Below are 14315 nucleotides of genomic sequence, written 5' to 3' on the forward strand. Positions count from 1 at the left end.
TGTCAGATGAAGCATTTCAGACAGGCATTAGATTGATGCCTGTCTGAAACTAGATGAATTTGCCAAATACAACCAACACCAAGATATATAAGAGCAAATAACAAATGAAATGGTACGATTATTTAGCGGTTTTTGTCATGATGTATCCCGGCGTGATGGCCGTGTACTGGACAATTTCCGGCGTGATTTACTACATATTCTGGGAACGTGAAATGACTGAACCTGATTTTCATAATCAGGAAGAAATCCCTATGGTCAGCGTGTTGATACCCTGCTACAACGAGGCAGACAATCTCAACAACTCCATCCCTCATCTTTTAAACCTTTCCTACCCGAACTATGAACTTGTTTTCATTAATGACGGCAGTAGCGACGATACCCTGAAAATCATCCGCAGCTGGGAAAAAATTTCCGATAAAGTAGTGGGGATTGATCAGGAAAACGGCGGTAAAGCTTCGGCAATGAATAATGGTATGCGGCATGCACGCGGCAAATATATTGTAGGTATTGATGGCGATGCCGTTCTGGATTACAACGCCATCGAATATATGGTGCAAAGCCTTGAAGAGGATCCGAGTTTAGGTGCAGTAACCGGCAATCCGCGAGTGAGAAACCGCAGCACGGTACTGGGCAAGCTGCAAGTGGCGGAGTTCAGCTCCATTATCGGCTTAATCAAACGTTCGCAAAGTATTTTAGGTACGCTGTTTACCGTATCCGGTGTCATTATGTGTATCCGCAAAGATGTAATCGAACGCATTGGCGGATGGAGTGACAATATGATTACCGATGACATTGATGTCAGCTGGAAAACCCAAGTTGCAGGCTATAATATTGCCTATGAACCGCGGGCGCTGTGTTGGGTATTGATGCCGGAAACGCTTAGAGGATTATATAAGCAACGTTTGCGCTGGGCGCAGGGCGGGGCGGAAGTGATTCTGAAATATTTCCCTCAGATTTGGCATGTTAAAAATTTCCGGCTGTGGCCATTGTATTTTGAATACTTTGTAACACTTGTTTGGGCGTATTGCTTGTTTGCTTTCATGATTTACGGATTTTTCCGTGTTTTGACCGGTCAAGCTGATTTTACATTAGTAGAAGTAAGCGGGTTAATTACCTTCTTAATGTTTATGTTGCAATTTTCTGTCAGTATGTTTATCGACAGTCGCTATGAAGGCAACCTTTTTCGCTATTTTGTAAGCTGTATCTGGTATCCTTACGTTTTTTGGCTTCTTAACAGCCTTACTTTGGTACACGGCTTCCCTAAAGCTATTCTGCGTGATAAACAGCGCAAGGCCACATGGGTAAGCCCTGATCGGGGTGTACAGTAATAAACGGGAGAAAACATTATGCCGCCGGAAAATAGAAAGAACCTGCGTGATCAAATGATCATTAAAAAAGCACGTAGTAAAAACCGCTCTATTAGCGCTAAAAGCCTTTTGATCTTCACAATCACATGGGCTTTGTGGCTTGCTGCCGTATATTTTGTTTTCAATGATCACAAAACATTGATTTTTGAACCTATTATCGGTACATGGAATCTGGTAGACTTGATCAAAGCCGTAGCCGTTGTTACGTTAACTCAATTGAATATCTTATTTTGCTGGTCAATTCTGGCCACTTCACGCGTTAGTGCGCTGCGTAATAAGCGCCGTACTGCCGCAAGGATTAAAACAGCAGTAGAAACCACAAGAGAATATAGAAAACTTGATGAGTTGCCGCCGAATCGGAATTTAAAGAAATAATAATAGCGTTTCAAATAAACAATGCCTGTCTGAAAAATAGTTTTCAGACAGGCATTGTTTATTTGAAATACCTGGTAAAAGCGTTTTCACAACTATGTTTATTTAGAAAGTTTCAGTGCAAACCATACCCAAACCAATACTGAGCCAAAAAACATAATACTCCATACCGGCAAAGGAATTCCCATCACATATTCCTGTATACCACAATCACCAAACCCGCGGACGACAGGTTCCCACACATCAAACAAAGGCCAGTTTTTCAAGCGGAAAGTCCAAGGTGCCCCGCACGAAGGGCGCTCCATAGCAGGCAGACTTTGCAGCCAAATTTGGTAGGCAGCCGTTCCGAATCCCCATAAAGCAGGAACACTAACCAAACCAGCCGCAACAATCCGTCCTTCTTTTCTATGTACAGGCAAAATAAGCACAATCAAAGACACTAATGTTACAGCAATCACAGCCACCCGTTGTAGGATGCATAAGGGGCAAGGATTCAGCTTCATTATATATTGTGCAAAAAAAGAAGTGCCGGAGCAGAGCAAACCGGCAATAAAAACAGCGGATAAGGCTTTACGATAATTCATCATCTACTTCCATAAAATTTCAGACAGGCAGACCCGTTCAATGGCGTTAAAGAAGTCTGTTCAACCATACTTGCAGTAAACTGGAGTATGACATAGTTTTGTCGTATAGAGAGGCATAATTGACTCTTTTATTCAGCAACAGTGTCGCATGCTTAACTTATCTTGGGCATTTATAAATCATACCGTTTTTTAGATGATTTGCTATGTGATATACCTGCTAATCCGGCAAAAAAATTACCAACAAGCCCTAAAGCTCAAGTAAATATAGATAGGGGGTGCCAAAAAACCACAAAAAAAAATAAATCTGTTGTAAACATACAAATCTGATTTTTCATTTTTTTATCTAATTGAAAAATATATAGAAAATCTATTTATGTGTAGTTAAACATACACAGACGGCAGAAAAAAGCGGCGGAAAAAGGCGATAAAGTTTGTTTTTTTCAAACGAAGCATTTATATTAGCAGTCATGGAATCGCCGTTCATGGCGGTGAATTCAAAACTTAGACAAAATGTTTTACTGTTTGAGTTTGTTTTTCTTAAACGATAGAAAAGGAATACAGCAATGAAAAAAACTCTGATTGCTCTGTCTTTGGTAGCTTTGTCTGGCGCCGCTTCTGCTGAAGTGATCCTGTATGGTCAAATTAAAGCAGGTGTAGAAGTTGCTCAAGTTAAACATCGTGTAAATGGTGTAAGCGAAAAAGATTACACTGAAACTAAGATTACTGATTTCGGTTCGCGCATTGGTTTTAAAGGTACCGAACACTTAGGCTCTGGCTTGAACGCTATTTGGCAACTTGAGCAAAATGCTTCTGTTGCGGGTACTGATAGTGGCTGGGGTACCCGTGATTCATTCATCGGTTTGGAAGGTGAAACTTGGGGTAAATTCCGCGCTGGTAAACTGAGCACCCAATTAAAAGATATGGATGCTTTGGATCCGTGGGAATATAAAAATCCTGCATTAGGTTTGGGTGTGTTTGAACGTACCGGTAAACGCGTAATCTCTGCACGTTATGACTCTCCAGTGTGGGCCGGTTTCTCTTTCAATGCTCAATTTACTCCTCGTGATAATCAAACTAATACTGGTCGTGATGATGATGTAGTAGGTAGACAATTAAGTGATACTTCAGCTTACTATGCTGGCTTGAACTATGAAAATGCCGGTTTCTTTGCTCAATATGGTGTTGGTTACAAGAAAGCTGCATATGTAGCGAATAATGATAGCAAATCTGCACAAGCTCATAAAGTGGAAGCGGGTTATGATGCTAATAATCTGTTTGTAGGTTTAGGCTACCAATACACCAATGGTTGGGATAGCGAAAATAGCTACAGAAATACCATTGCTGGTATTGAAACTGATGCAAATGTAACTGATACAAGTGGTCGCTTGAAAACTCATGAAGCTGCGCTTACCACTTCGTACACTTTCGGTAACGTAACTCCTCGTTTGAGCTACGCTCATGGCTTCAAAGCTAAATCAGGCGGTAACAAAGTAGATGGTACTAACTACAAACAAGTTGTATTGGGTGCTGACTACGACTTCTCTAAACGCACTACTGCTATGGTTTCTGCCGGTTGGTTGAAAGCTGGTAGCGGTGACAACAAAACCGAAAATACTGCTGGTTTAGTTGGTCTGCGTCACAAATTCTAATCTTGATGTAAAGATTAGCTAATAAAGAGCCTGCAAATGCAGGCTCTTTTGTTATCAGATTGTTATTCAAATGCAATGCTTGTCTGAAAAAGAGTTCAGGCAGGCATTTCATTTTAAATCTTATATAACAGTAAACTAAAAAACTACATGCTCACACATCCGGGCTTGCTCTGAGCATTTTGATTTTCAATAATGCAGGAGATGAGCCACATCTAAATATGATGGTAAATGTGATTTGGTAATTGTCTTTTAACCATATTCAATACTAAACGGCGGGGTAATATATCCACACTCTTCCAATAGCAAAGTAGTTTCATAAACAGGCAAACCCATCACACCGGTAAAGCTGCCTTGCAGATGCGTTATAAAAACGCCGCCCAAGCCTTGAATACCGTATGCGCCGGCCTTGTCGAGTGGTTCTTTAGAAGCGATATAGGCTGAGATTTCGGATGGATTTAAAGTTTTGAAAGTAACATGGCTGGTTTGTGTAGTGCATTGACGGGTGTCATTGAAATATACGCAAACTGAAGTAAGTACCTGATGTGTAGAGCCCGAAAGAGCTGAAAGCATTTCAGCAGCATGTTGTGCATTATCGGGTTTGCCGAGAATCTGATTATTGAGGGCAACAGTGGTGTCGGCTGTGAGCAATGGATATTCAGGCGTATGTATGTGTCGGGTGTGCCAAAGTGCTAGGGCTGCTGCATTTTTTTCGGCAGCCATTCGTGCAACGTATGCGGATGCGGTTTCACCCGGATACGGTGTTTCATTGATATCGGCAGGCAGGCGCAAAACTTGATAGCCTAAGTTTTCCAGAATTTCCTTGCGGCGCGGGCTGCCGGATGCAAGGTAAAGCGCCGGCTTCATTTGCCTTGGTCTTTCACGGCAGCGCGCTGCAGATTATCAAGTAGGGTGGTAGGCAGCAGGCGCTTCAGATACCAAAACACAACGGTAGGCACGGTAACCAGATAGCGCTCTTTTGGTTTTTTAGCCGTTAGTGCGCGCACGCACACTACGGCGCAGCTTGGGGAGCTTAGGGTAAATGGTGCTACCGACCCTTCGGCTTCCAGTCGGTTAAGTTGCCGGCGGTAGCTTTCGGCATGAAAGCTGCTTTCATAATCAATATGTTCGGCAAATTTTTTTAGGGCATTGGCTCTGAAACGGGTGGCAATCGGGCCGGGCTCTACTAGGCTTACATAAATATTGTTTCCGTGAAGCTCGTGCCGCAAGGTGTCGCACATGCCTTCCAAAGCGAATTTGCTGCTGTTATAGGCTCCGCGCCAAGGCATGGCGGCAAAGCCCAGAATGCTGCTGTTAACCAGAATACGCCCGTGATTTTGGCGTCGGAAAACTTTCATGGCCAATGTGATGCACTCCCATGCGCCGAACACATTGGTTTCAAACTGCTCGCGCAGAGCGTCGCGGGGAATATCTTCCACAGCGCCGACCTGCCCGTAGCCTGCGTTGCAAAACAAAGCATCCAGCTTGCCGCCCGTAGTTTGTAACACGGTATCGAAAGCAGAGCGTATGCTTTCGCTGTCAGCGGTATCCAGCTGCAGCGCATGTGTAAAGCCTTCTTGATGTAACCGTTCGACATCTTCTTGTTTGCGGCAGGTGGCGAAAACCTGCCAGCCCATTTGTTTTAAAAATTTGGCAGTGTCGTAGCCGATGCCGCTGGAGCAGCCGGTAATCAAAACGGATTGAGGCATGAATATTCCTTTGGTGTTAAATAGTAATAGAACTGAATCATAGCAGCTTTGTACGGCGGTTTGAGCTAAAATCGGCAAAATAGAGCAAGCGTGGGATGGTTTGATTAGGCAATGCCTGTCTGAAAATTCAAGCATTGCATTGAAGGCTTTCAATGGATTTATTTTGGCAATATGCTGCTTTGTTTTTCTCTGCATTTACTTCCGCCACAATTCTGCCCGGCACTTCGGAAGCTGCGTTGGCGGTGATGGTGCGTAATTATCCGCAAAGTGTGTGGCAGGCATTTGGGCTGGCGGCATGCGGTAACACTTTGGGCAGTATTGCTTCTTATGGCATGGGAAGATTGTTGCCCCGTAAATACACGCCGAACCGCAAAACGGAGGCCTGTCTGAAAAAATACGGCGTATGGGGGCTTTTGCTGGCGTGGGTGCCGTTTGTAGGTGATGCTTTGCCGATTGCGGCCGGTTGGCTGCGCCTGCCTTTCGGAATGAGCTGTTTGATGCTGGCAATTGGCAAATGTGCACGCTATGGCGTGTTGGTTGCCGGCCTTTCTGCTTTTTGATTTTATGTTGTGCATCAATGCCGTGCCGTGGATGGTAAAAATCCGTTACAATACGCGTTTGCATTTTTCTTAAAAGAAACCGTATGAAAGAGCATAAGGCCCGCAAGCGTTTCGGGCAGAATTTTTTGCAAGACACGCGCATTATTAATGATATTGTGAGTGCCGTGCGTCCGAAGCCTGGGGATACGGTTATCGAAATCGGCCCCGGTTTGGCTGCGATTACCGAGCCGTTGGCCAAAAAGCTGAATAAGCTGCACGTTATCGAAATCGACAGGGATATTATCAAGCGCCTGAAAATGCAGCCTTTTGCGGATAAATTGGTTATTCATGAAGGCGATGTGTTGCAGTTTGACTTTAACAGCGTGCCGGGCAGGAAAAAAATTGTAGGCAACCTGCCTTATAATATTTCTACGCCTTTGCTGTTTCGTTTGAGAGAAGTGGCGGACGATGTGGAAGATATGCATTTTATGCTGCAAAAAGAAGTGGTTGAGCGCATGGTGGCAGCGCCGAAAACCAACGATTACGGCCGCTTGGGCGTGATGCTGCAATATTTTTTTGATATGGAAATGCTGATAGAAGTGCCGCCCGAATCATTTGATCCGGCGCCGAAAGTTGATTCTGCCGTGGTGCGCATGATTCCGCAAAAAGGGCGCATCGGTGAAGCGGATGATTTTGAACATTTCAGCATGTTGGTTAAAGCCGCTTTTGCACAGCGCCGCAAAACCATACGCAACAACCTGAAAGAAATCGCCTCTGACGAGGATTTGTCCGCAGTAGGCATCAACCCACAGGACCGCGCGGAGCATATTGCGCCGGAGCTTTATGTGAAACTCAGTAATTATTTGGCAGAAAAAAGACTGTCTGAAGAAAGAAATCAATGATTAAATTTAAAAACGTACATAAACATTTCAAAGACCTGCATGTGATTAACGGCGTGAATCTGGAAATCAAACAAGGCGAGGTTGTGGTGGTGTGCGGGCCTTCAGGCAGCGGTAAATCCACGCTTATCCGTACCGTTAACCAGCTCGAACCGATTCAGCAGGGTGAAATTTGGGTGGACGGTGTGAATGTAGCCGATCCGAAAACCGATTTGAACAAAATCCGTGCCGAAGTGGGTTTCGTGTTTCAGCATTTTAATTTGTACCCGCATCTGACCGTGTTGGAAAACATTACTTTGTCGCCGATGAAGGTGAAAAAAGTAAGCCGCGCAGATGCTGAGAAAAAGGCGGTAGAGCTGCTGGAGCGTGTAGGGCTTGAACATAAAAAAGATGCCTTGCCAAGCGAACTGTCCGGCGGCCAACAGCAGCGTGTGGCGATTGCGCGGGGCTTGGCGATGGAGCCGCGGGTGATGTTGTTTGACGAACCGACTTCTGCGCTTGACCCTGAAATGGTGGGCGAAGTGCTGAAAGTGATGAAAGATTTGGCAAAAACCGGTATAACGATGATGTGTGTTACTCATGAAATGGGGTTTGCGCGCGAAGTGGCCGACCGTATTATTTTTGTCGACCACGGTCAAATTTTGGAAGAGTCGGATCCTGAAAGCTTTTTCTTGAATCCGAAAACAGAGCGTGCAAAGCAGTTTTTAGCACAAATAAAGCATTAATTTAAAAAAGGCAGTTTAAAAAACGCTTGAATTTTTTAGGCGTTTTTTCATTTTTCAGACAGGCATGCCAGCGGATATTGGAAGAAATGATGCAAAGCCTGATATGGATGTATCTTATGGAAAACGGATTGGTTATAATACGCAAGCCCGTACCGATAAGGAATTCGGATACGGGCTTAGTGTAAAGTCCTCTATTTGGTTGCCTTTTTCAACTTGGCGTTTGTTGAGAATGATTGTGCTTTTTTTAGCTGGGATTGTCAACAATTTTATTTAAGATTGTGAACGATTTTTTAAATATTTTGGATTTGGGCTGTGTTTATGGCAGACATGGAAAATATCGCGGAAGTTCAATCGACTGTAGCGTCTCCCGTAGCGGTAATCGAACGTCATGATACCGAGCTTACCCGCGTTTACCATGCGGTTTTGAATGCGATTATGGACGGCGTGTTACTGCCGGGTAAGAAGCTGACTGAATCGGATTTGTGCCGGCAGATGGTGTGCTCGCGCAATACGGTGCGGGGCGCGCTTTCTTTACTGGCTCACGACAAGATTGTGGATTTGCTGCCTAACCGCGGCGCGTTTGTGCATGTGCCGGATTTGCAGGAAATACGCGATGTGTTTGTGATGCGGATTGCTTTGGAAGAAATGACTTTGGGCAAGTTGGCAGAGTTGCCCAATGTGCGGGAAAAGCTGGAGCCGCTTTTCCGTTTGGTGGCGCAGCAGGCTGAGGCGCATGAGGCGGGCGACAGGGTGGGGCGCGACCGCTTGTCGAATGCGTTCCACATTGAGCTGGCGCGTGTTTTAAATAATCAAGTGTTGGTTGATATGATGGCTTCGTTGTGCGCACGTTCTTCTTTAATGGTGGCGCTGACAGGCAAGGCTGTGAAGCATGATAGCCACAATAATCACGAGCATACGGAGATGTTGGCGTTGCTGGAGGCTGGAAAATACAAAAGGGCGGCCAAGAAGATGCGCAAGCATTTGGAGGCGGTGTTGGTGCGCTTGGAGGAGCAGTTTGAGGAGGAAGCTGACGAAGCTTATCGGATGCCTGTCTGAAAGCTTGTTGCTGATGCTTTACAGGATTGCGATTCGGGTTATAGGAAAATGCTTGCTGACTGTTTGACTTAACTATCAATCGAAAATATTAATGCCTGTCTGAAAACTTTCAGACAGGCATTGTGTTTTTAATAGAAATTAACGGCGGCCTTGGATATTGTATTTTTTCTCAAGCGAGGCAAACAGCCAGCTTAGGCACATGGTCATCGCGAGATAAATCAGGGCAATGGTATAGAGAGGTTCTTCATAGATAGAATAGCGGCCGGAAATGGTTTTTTGAACATAGGCCAGCTCGGCAACGGCGATAACCGAAGTCAGCGAGCTGTCTTTCAGCAACGTAATAAACTCACTGGCAAGAGGCGGCAGCATGCGGCGGGTTGCCTGCGGCAGGATGACATAACGCATGGCTTGCGGATAACTCAAGCCCAAAGAGCGGGCTGCTTCCATTTGGCCTTTGTCGATGGATTGGATGCCGGCGCGGAAAATTTCGGTGATATACGCACCTGCGTTTACGGTAAGCGCCAACACACCGGCAATCAGCGCGCCGTAGTTTCGGCGGATTTCATTGGCTTCCGCACCGCTAATCAAAATGCCGCCGTCGTAGCTTACCAAAATGGGGAACCAGACAAAGTGCCAAATAATGATTTGTACAAACAAAGGTGTGCCGCGAAACAGGGTTACATATACGGTTGTAATGCTGCGCAGCAGGCTTACCAAAAGTTTCAGCGGCCAACCGCCTTTTTCTACGCGCACAATCCGCGCCAAAGCTCCGAACAGGCCGAGTATGGTGCCGCCGAAAGTGGCCGCTACGGTTAATCCCAGGGTGGTGAGCGCTCCGTAAAGAAACATCCAACGGTATTCGTAGATGATGTCGAATCTGAAATCCATAATTTTTTCTTTAGAAAAACTGCAGTTAGAAAGCGCGTTCAGGCGCTGAAACAAAAGTAAACCCAGTATTTTACAAGAAAATACAAATTAAAGGTTTTTTAATTTTATGTTTTACATAAATTCTTTCAGACAGGCATATGGGCCAGCCCGGATGGCGGAACCGGATTGTCGTAAAGCGGGCATACCGTTTAAAATAACTGGTTTTGATTAATACTGCTTAGAAAAATCACATGGAAATTTGGTTCGGTTTAAACCGAAAACCTGTTTTTGCGCAAGGGGTTGCCGCAACCATCGGTAATTTCGACGGGGTTCACTCGGGGCATCTGCACATTTTGCGCCGCTTGAAAGAAGAGGCGCAAAAGCGCGGCTTGCCGGCTGTGGCGATTGTGTTCGAGCCGCAACCTCCTGAATTTTTTGCGCGCAAGTTCGATAAACCGCTGCCTTACCGGCTCAGCCCGCTGCGCGACAAATTGATGCTGTTGGAAGCAACCGGCTGCTTGGATGCCGTTTGGGTGCTGCGTTTTAACCAAAGCTTTGCCGATATTCCGGCACAAACTTTTATCGACCGCCTGTTGCGCCAAAATCTGGATACGCGCTATCTTTTGGTGGGCGACGATTTCCGTTTCGGAGCGGGGCGGGATGGGGATTTTACCTTGCTGCAGAGCCAGGAAGGAATGTTTACCGAGCGCACGCCTTCGGTATTGATTGAGAATATGAGGGTCAGCAGCACGGCTGTGCGTCAGGCTTTGGCGGGCGGCTTGCTGGATTGCGCGCGCAGCCTGCTTGGTCATGAGTATGTGCTCAGCGGGCGGGTTAAACACGGCGCCAAGTTGGGCAGGACGATTGGTTGCCCTACGGCCAATGTTCATTTGCCCAGCCATCATTATGCTTTGAGCGGTGTATTTGTAGTTGAGGCGGAAGGCAGCTTTGGCAGAAAGCGCGGCGTGGCCAGCTTCGGAGTCAACCCCACGGTTTCCCGAACCAGTAGTCAGAAACTGGAAGTTCATATATTTGATTTTGAAGGAAATATTTACGGAGAACGTTTGAATGTCCACTTCCTGCACAAGTTAAGGGATGAAGAAAAGTTTCCCGATATAGAAAGCATGATGGCGCAGATTCGGGCGGATATGGCCGAAGCGAAACGCTGGCAGCCTATGCCTGTCTGAAAGCCCTTATAAAATCAAGGCAATTCCGTTACAATAGTTTTATTTTCTTTACTTTAAAATATCGGGTCGGCAGTTTAATCTGAGCCGGGCCGAACAACACAGCGACAGAGAACCAAAATGACCGACTACAGCAAAACCGTGAACCTGCTAGAAAGCCCGTTTCCTATGCGCGGCAATTTGGCCAAGCGTGAACCTGCATGGCTGAAAAGCTGGTATGAGCAGAAACGTTATCAAAAATTGCGTGAAAAAGCGCAAGGCCGCCCGAAGTTTGTGCTGCACGACGGCCCGCCTTATGCCAACGGTGATATCCATATCGGTCATGCCGCCAATAAAATTCTGAAAGACATCATCGTGCGCAGCAAAACGCTGGCAGGATTCGATGCGCCCTATGTGCCGGGTTGGGACTGCCACGGTCTGCCCATCGAGCTGATGGTGGAAAAACTGCACGGTAAATCTATTCCCGCATCCAAGTTCCGCGAATTGTGCCGCGAATACGCTGCCGAGCAAATCGCCCGCCAGAAGAAAGACTTTATCCGTTTGGGTGTGATGGGTGATTGGGACAATCCTTACCTTACCATGAACTATCAAACCGAAGCCGATACGGTGCGTGCGCTGGGGGAGATTTATAAAGCGGGTTATCTCTATCGAGGCGAGAAGCCGGTTCAGTTCTGCTTGGATTGTGGCTCGTCGCTGGCGGAAGCGGAAGTGGAATATAAGGATAAAGTTTCCCATGCCATTGATGTGGCCTATCTGTTTCAAGACAATACCGCTTTAGCCAAGGCTTTCGGCCTGTCTGAAATCAGCGGGGAAGCTTATGCCGTTATCTGGACGACCACGCCGTGGACGCTGCCGGCCAGCCAAGCGATAGCGGCAGGTGCGGATGTGGTTTACCAACTGATTGGCACACCCAAAGGTAAACTGGTGCTGGCAAAAGACTTGGCCGAAGATGCGCTCAAACGTTATGGATTTGAAGGCCAGACGCAAGTTTTGGCGGAAGCCGGCGGCAGCAAGCTCGAGCATTTGCATTTGAATCATCCGTTTTTAGAACGCGACATTATGGTGCTCAACGGTGAGCATGTTACCACCGATGCGGGTACCGGCTTGGTACACAGTGCACCGGCGCACGGTTTGGAAGATTATTTCGTCTGCTTGAAATACGGCATCCAGCTTTACAATCCGGTAAACAGCGAAGGCCGTTACATTGACGAAATGCCGCGCGTGGCGGGAATGACCGTGTGGGAGGCCAATCCGGTTATTATCGAATGGCTGGAAGAAGAAAATAAGCTGTTGGCCAATAATAAAATCGAACACAGCTATGCACATTGTTGGCGGCATAAAACCCCTCTGATTTACCGCGCCACCGGCCAATGGTTTATCGGTATGGACAAAACCGGTGCCGACGGTAAAACTTTGCGCGACAAAGCTATGAAAGCGGTGGACAACACTGAATTTTTCCCTGCCTGGGGCCGCGCCCGCTTGGAAGCCATGATTGAAGGGCGCCCGGATTGGGTGGTTTCCCGTCAACGGAACTGGGGCACGCCCATGACTTTCTTCATTCACAAGGAGACAGGAGAGCTTCATCCGCGTTCTGCCGAATTGTTGGAAGAAGTGGCCAAGCGTATCGAACAAAAAGGCATTGAAGCATGGTTTGTTTTGGATAAACGCGAGTTGCTTGGCGACGAAGCCGAGCAATACGACAAACTTTCCGATACGATGGACGTGTGGTTTGATTCCGGCAGCACACATTTTTCCGTGCTGAAACAGCGGGAAGAGCTGGTGTGGCCGGCGGATTTATATCTTGAAGGAAGCGACCAACACCGCGGGTGGTTTCAGTCTTCCATGCTAACGGGCTGTTCCGCAGTGGGCCGTGCGCCTTATAAACAATTGTTAACCCACGGCTTTGTGGTGGATCAAAACGGCCGTAAGATGTCCAAATCGTTGGGTAACGTAGTGGCGCCTCAAGAGGTGTACAACGAATTCGGTGCCGATATTCTCCGCCTTTGGACGGCTTCTACCGATTATTCCGGTGAGCTGGCGATTTCCAAGGAAATTCTCAAGCGTGTAACGGAAAGTTACCGCCGCATCCGTAATACGCTGAGCTTCCTGTTTGCCAATCTGAGCGACTTCCGCCCGATTGATAATGCGGTTCCGCAAGACCAAATGGTTGAAATCGACCGTTATGCCATGGTGTTGGCGCGTCGTTTGCAGGAGCGTTTGGCCGGTGATTATTATCCGCGTTACGCCTTTCACTTTGCCGTGAAAGACATCGTGGCATTCTGTTCTGAAGATTTGGGTGCATTCTATCTTGATATTTTGAAAGACCGTTTGTACACCACCAAAGCCGACAGCCATGCGCGCCGCAGTGCGCAAACCGCGCTTTACCACATCACGCGCAGCTTGGTATTGCTGATTTCGCCGATTCTCTGTTTTACAGCCGAAGAAGCTTGGGACATTATCGGCGGAGGAGAGGAAGACAGCGTATTGTTCCACACTCTGCACGAATTCCCTGCTATGAACGAGAAAAGCGAAGCCGAGCTGGTGCGGAAATGGGAAGCGGTGCGTCAAGTAAGGGAGGCTGTAACCGCAGCCATCGAGCCTTTGCGTGTCGATAAAACCGTTGGTTCTTCTTTGCAGGCGGAAGTGGAGATTACCGCGCCTGAAGATTTGGCCGGATATTTGAAAGCATTGGGCGACGAGCTGCGTTTTGTGTTGCTGGTGTCTAAAGCAACGGTAAACAAAGGAAGCGAGCTTGCCGTAACCGCCAAAGTCAGCGGAGGTGAAAAATGCGAACGCTGCTGGCATTACACCGATGATATCGGCAGTGTGGACGGGCATCCGACCATCTGCAAGCGCTGTGCCGATAATATCGACGGAGCAGGCGAACATCGCGATTATGCGTAAAGCCATGATTGCATGATTTGCTGCAATGCCTGTCTGAAAAGCTTTCAGACAGGCATTTTTATTAATGAGCTTACTGCTGGCATAAGGCTGCGATATCGTTCAGAAATAAAGTTTGCTCGCTGAATATGATTGATGAATGGTTTGAAAGCCCGCGTATGGTGCCGTATGAACCGTTCGGTTTGTTCAAGCATAATTGTTTGTAGCAATGTGTTATAAACTGTACACAAAGATGAATATGCTTATATCTTAATTTGATATATAGCATTCTGAATCGTTGAAATGTTTTCGGTTTGCTAAAGAAAAACATGATGAGGTTAATTACACTTGACTACATTTTTGCTATAATGCGCGCGGTCGCTGCATGAGGCAGATAGTTAAGCCACTTTGAGCAGTAACAGCGTTGGCGTATCTGATGATCACTTTGCTCTGTTTTTAGTAGACTGATTAAATTTGTACAAACCAA

At 46.7% G+C, this 14315-nt stretch carries 13 protein-coding genes; 9 read left to right on the top strand and 4 right to left on the bottom strand.

The genetic code is table 11. The features are described from left to right. Positions 1-104: 104 nt before the first annotated feature. The gene (pgaC, locus tag EL143_RS06415; protein ID WP_085417079.1) at positions 105-1328 is read left to right on the top strand and encodes a poly-beta-1,6-N-acetyl-D-glucosamine synthase; all 1224 of its coding nucleotides are present in this window, start codon (positions 105-107) and stop codon (positions 1326-1328) included. Positions 1329-1346: 18 nt separating this feature from the next. Further along, the gene (locus tag EL143_RS06420; protein WP_126326663.1) at positions 1347-1742 is read left to right on the top strand and encodes a hypothetical protein; all 396 of its coding nucleotides are present in this window, start codon (positions 1347-1349) and stop codon (positions 1740-1742) included. Between the two features lie 98 nt (positions 1743-1840). On the opposite strand, the gene EL143_RS06425 is transcribed toward EL143_RS06420, so the two are convergent. Next, positions 1841-2326, bottom strand: coding sequence for a disulfide bond formation protein B (locus EL143_RS06425; protein ID WP_085417081.1), 486 nt, complete (start codon positions 2324-2326; stop codon positions 1841-1843). A 560-nt stretch (positions 2327-2886) separates the two neighbouring features. Between EL143_RS06425 and porB the strand changes: the two genes are divergently transcribed. Continuing rightward, on the top strand, positions 2887-3972 hold the full coding sequence (porB, locus tag EL143_RS06430; RefSeq protein ID WP_085417082.1) for a trimeric porin PorB: 1086 nt from the start codon (positions 2887-2889) through the stop codon (positions 3970-3972). A gap of 249 nt (positions 3973-4221) precedes the next feature. Here porB and EL143_RS06435 read toward each other — a convergent pair whose 3' ends face one another. Beyond that, entirely contained in the window at positions 4222-4836 is a 615-nt protein-coding gene (locus tag EL143_RS06435; protein ID WP_085417083.1) for a Maf family protein, read from the bottom strand. Then, complete coding sequence (locus tag EL143_RS06440; protein WP_085417084.1) at positions 4833-5678, bottom strand: SDR family NAD(P)-dependent oxidoreductase; 846 nt, start codon at positions 5676-5678, stop codon at positions 4833-4835. Before EL143_RS06440 ends, EL143_RS06435 begins: the two co-directional genes overlap by 4 nt. A 152-nt stretch (positions 5679-5830) precedes the next feature. Between EL143_RS06440 and EL143_RS06445 the strand changes: the two genes are divergently transcribed. The 4 genes from EL143_RS06445 (at position 5831) to EL143_RS06460 (ending at position 8897) form a co-directional block, all read left to right on the top strand. Continuing rightward, positions 5831-6238 (top strand): YqaA family protein, encoded by a 408-nt coding sequence (locus EL143_RS06445; RefSeq protein ID WP_085417085.1) that lies wholly within the window; start codon positions 5831-5833, stop codon positions 6236-6238. Between the two features lie 83 nt (positions 6239-6321). After that, positions 6322-7119: a 16S rRNA (adenine(1518)-N(6)/adenine(1519)-N(6))-dimethyltransferase RsmA gene (gene rsmA, locus EL143_RS06450; protein ID WP_085417086.1), complete on the top strand. Its 798-nt coding sequence runs from the start codon at positions 6322-6324 to the stop codon at positions 7117-7119. Further along, positions 7116-7841: an amino acid ABC transporter ATP-binding protein gene (locus EL143_RS06455; protein WP_085417087.1), complete on the top strand. Its 726-nt coding sequence runs from the start codon at positions 7116-7118 to the stop codon at positions 7839-7841. Before rsmA ends, EL143_RS06455 begins: the two co-directional genes overlap by 4 nt. A gap of 318 nt (positions 7842-8159) precedes the next feature. Further along, positions 8160-8897, top strand: coding sequence for a GntR family transcriptional regulator (locus EL143_RS06460; protein WP_085417088.1), 738 nt, complete (start codon positions 8160-8162; stop codon positions 8895-8897). Between the two features lie 138 nt (positions 8898-9035). Here the strand turns inward: EL143_RS06460 and EL143_RS06465 are convergent, their stop codons facing one another. Continuing rightward, positions 9036-9785 carry an amino acid ABC transporter permease gene (locus tag EL143_RS06465; protein WP_085417089.1) on the bottom strand — a complete coding sequence of 250 codons (750 nt, stop codon included), beginning with the start codon at positions 9783-9785 and terminating at the stop codon, positions 9036-9038. A 230-nt stretch (positions 9786-10015) separates the two neighbouring features. On the opposite strand from EL143_RS06465, the gene ribF reads away from it, so the two are divergent. Together ribF and ileS are read left to right on the top strand one after the other, a co-directional pair. Further along, the gene (gene ribF / locus EL143_RS06470; RefSeq protein ID WP_085417090.1) at positions 10016-10951 is read left to right on the top strand and encodes a bifunctional riboflavin kinase/FAD synthetase; all 936 of its coding nucleotides are present in this window, start codon (positions 10016-10018) and stop codon (positions 10949-10951) included. A 117-nt stretch (positions 10952-11068) separates the two neighbouring features. Next, complete coding sequence (gene ileS, locus EL143_RS06475; protein WP_085417091.1) at positions 11069-13852, top strand: isoleucine--tRNA ligase; 2784 nt, start codon at positions 11069-11071, stop codon at positions 13850-13852. The last annotated feature ends 463 nt before the right edge of the window (positions 13853-14315 follow it).

This window comes from Neisseria canis (assembly GCF_900636765.1).
GTDB lineage: Bacteria > Pseudomonadota > Gammaproteobacteria > Burkholderiales > Neisseriaceae > Neisseria > Neisseria canis.

Excerpts from the sequence above, each read along its gene's own strand:
- ileS (WP_085417091.1), top strand. The coding sequence starts at position 11,069 with ATGACCGACTACAGCAAAACCGTGAACCTGCTAGAAAGCCCGTTTCCT.
- EL143_RS06435 (WP_085417083.1), bottom strand. The coding sequence starts at position 4,836 with ATGAAGCCGGCGCTTTACCTTGCATCCGGCAGCCCGCGCCGCAAGGAA.
- EL143_RS06445 (WP_085417085.1), top strand. The coding sequence starts at position 5,831 with ATGGATTTATTTTGGCAATATGCTGCTTTGTTTTTCTCTGCATTTACT.
- rsmA (WP_085417086.1), top strand. The coding sequence starts at position 6,322 with ATGAAAGAGCATAAGGCCCGCAAGCGTTTCGGGCAGAATTTTTTGCAA.
- EL143_RS06460 (WP_085417088.1), top strand. The coding sequence starts at position 8,160 with ATGGCAGACATGGAAAATATCGCGGAAGTTCAATCGACTGTAGCGTCT.
- porB (WP_085417082.1), top strand. The coding sequence starts at position 2,887 with ATGAAAAAAACTCTGATTGCTCTGTCTTTGGTAGCTTTGTCTGGCGCC.
- EL143_RS06420 (WP_126326663.1), top strand. The coding sequence starts at position 1,347 with ATGCCGCCGGAAAATAGAAAGAACCTGCGTGATCAAATGATCATTAAA.
- EL143_RS06425 (WP_085417081.1), bottom strand. The coding sequence starts at position 2,326 with ATGATGAATTATCGTAAAGCCTTATCCGCTGTTTTTATTGCCGGTTTG.
- EL143_RS06465 (WP_085417089.1), bottom strand. The coding sequence starts at position 9,785 with ATGGATTTCAGATTCGACATCATCTACGAATACCGTTGGATGTTTCTT.
- ribF (WP_085417090.1), top strand. The coding sequence starts at position 10,016 with ATGGAAATTTGGTTCGGTTTAAACCGAAAACCTGTTTTTGCGCAAGGG.
- EL143_RS06440 (WP_085417084.1), bottom strand. The coding sequence starts at position 5,678 with ATGCCTCAATCCGTTTTGATTACCGGCTGCTCCAGCGGCATCGGCTAC.
- EL143_RS06455 (WP_085417087.1), top strand. The coding sequence starts at position 7,116 with ATGATTAAATTTAAAAACGTACATAAACATTTCAAAGACCTGCATGTG.
- pgaC (WP_085417079.1), top strand. The coding sequence starts at position 105 with ATGAAATGGTACGATTATTTAGCGGTTTTTGTCATGATGTATCCCGGC.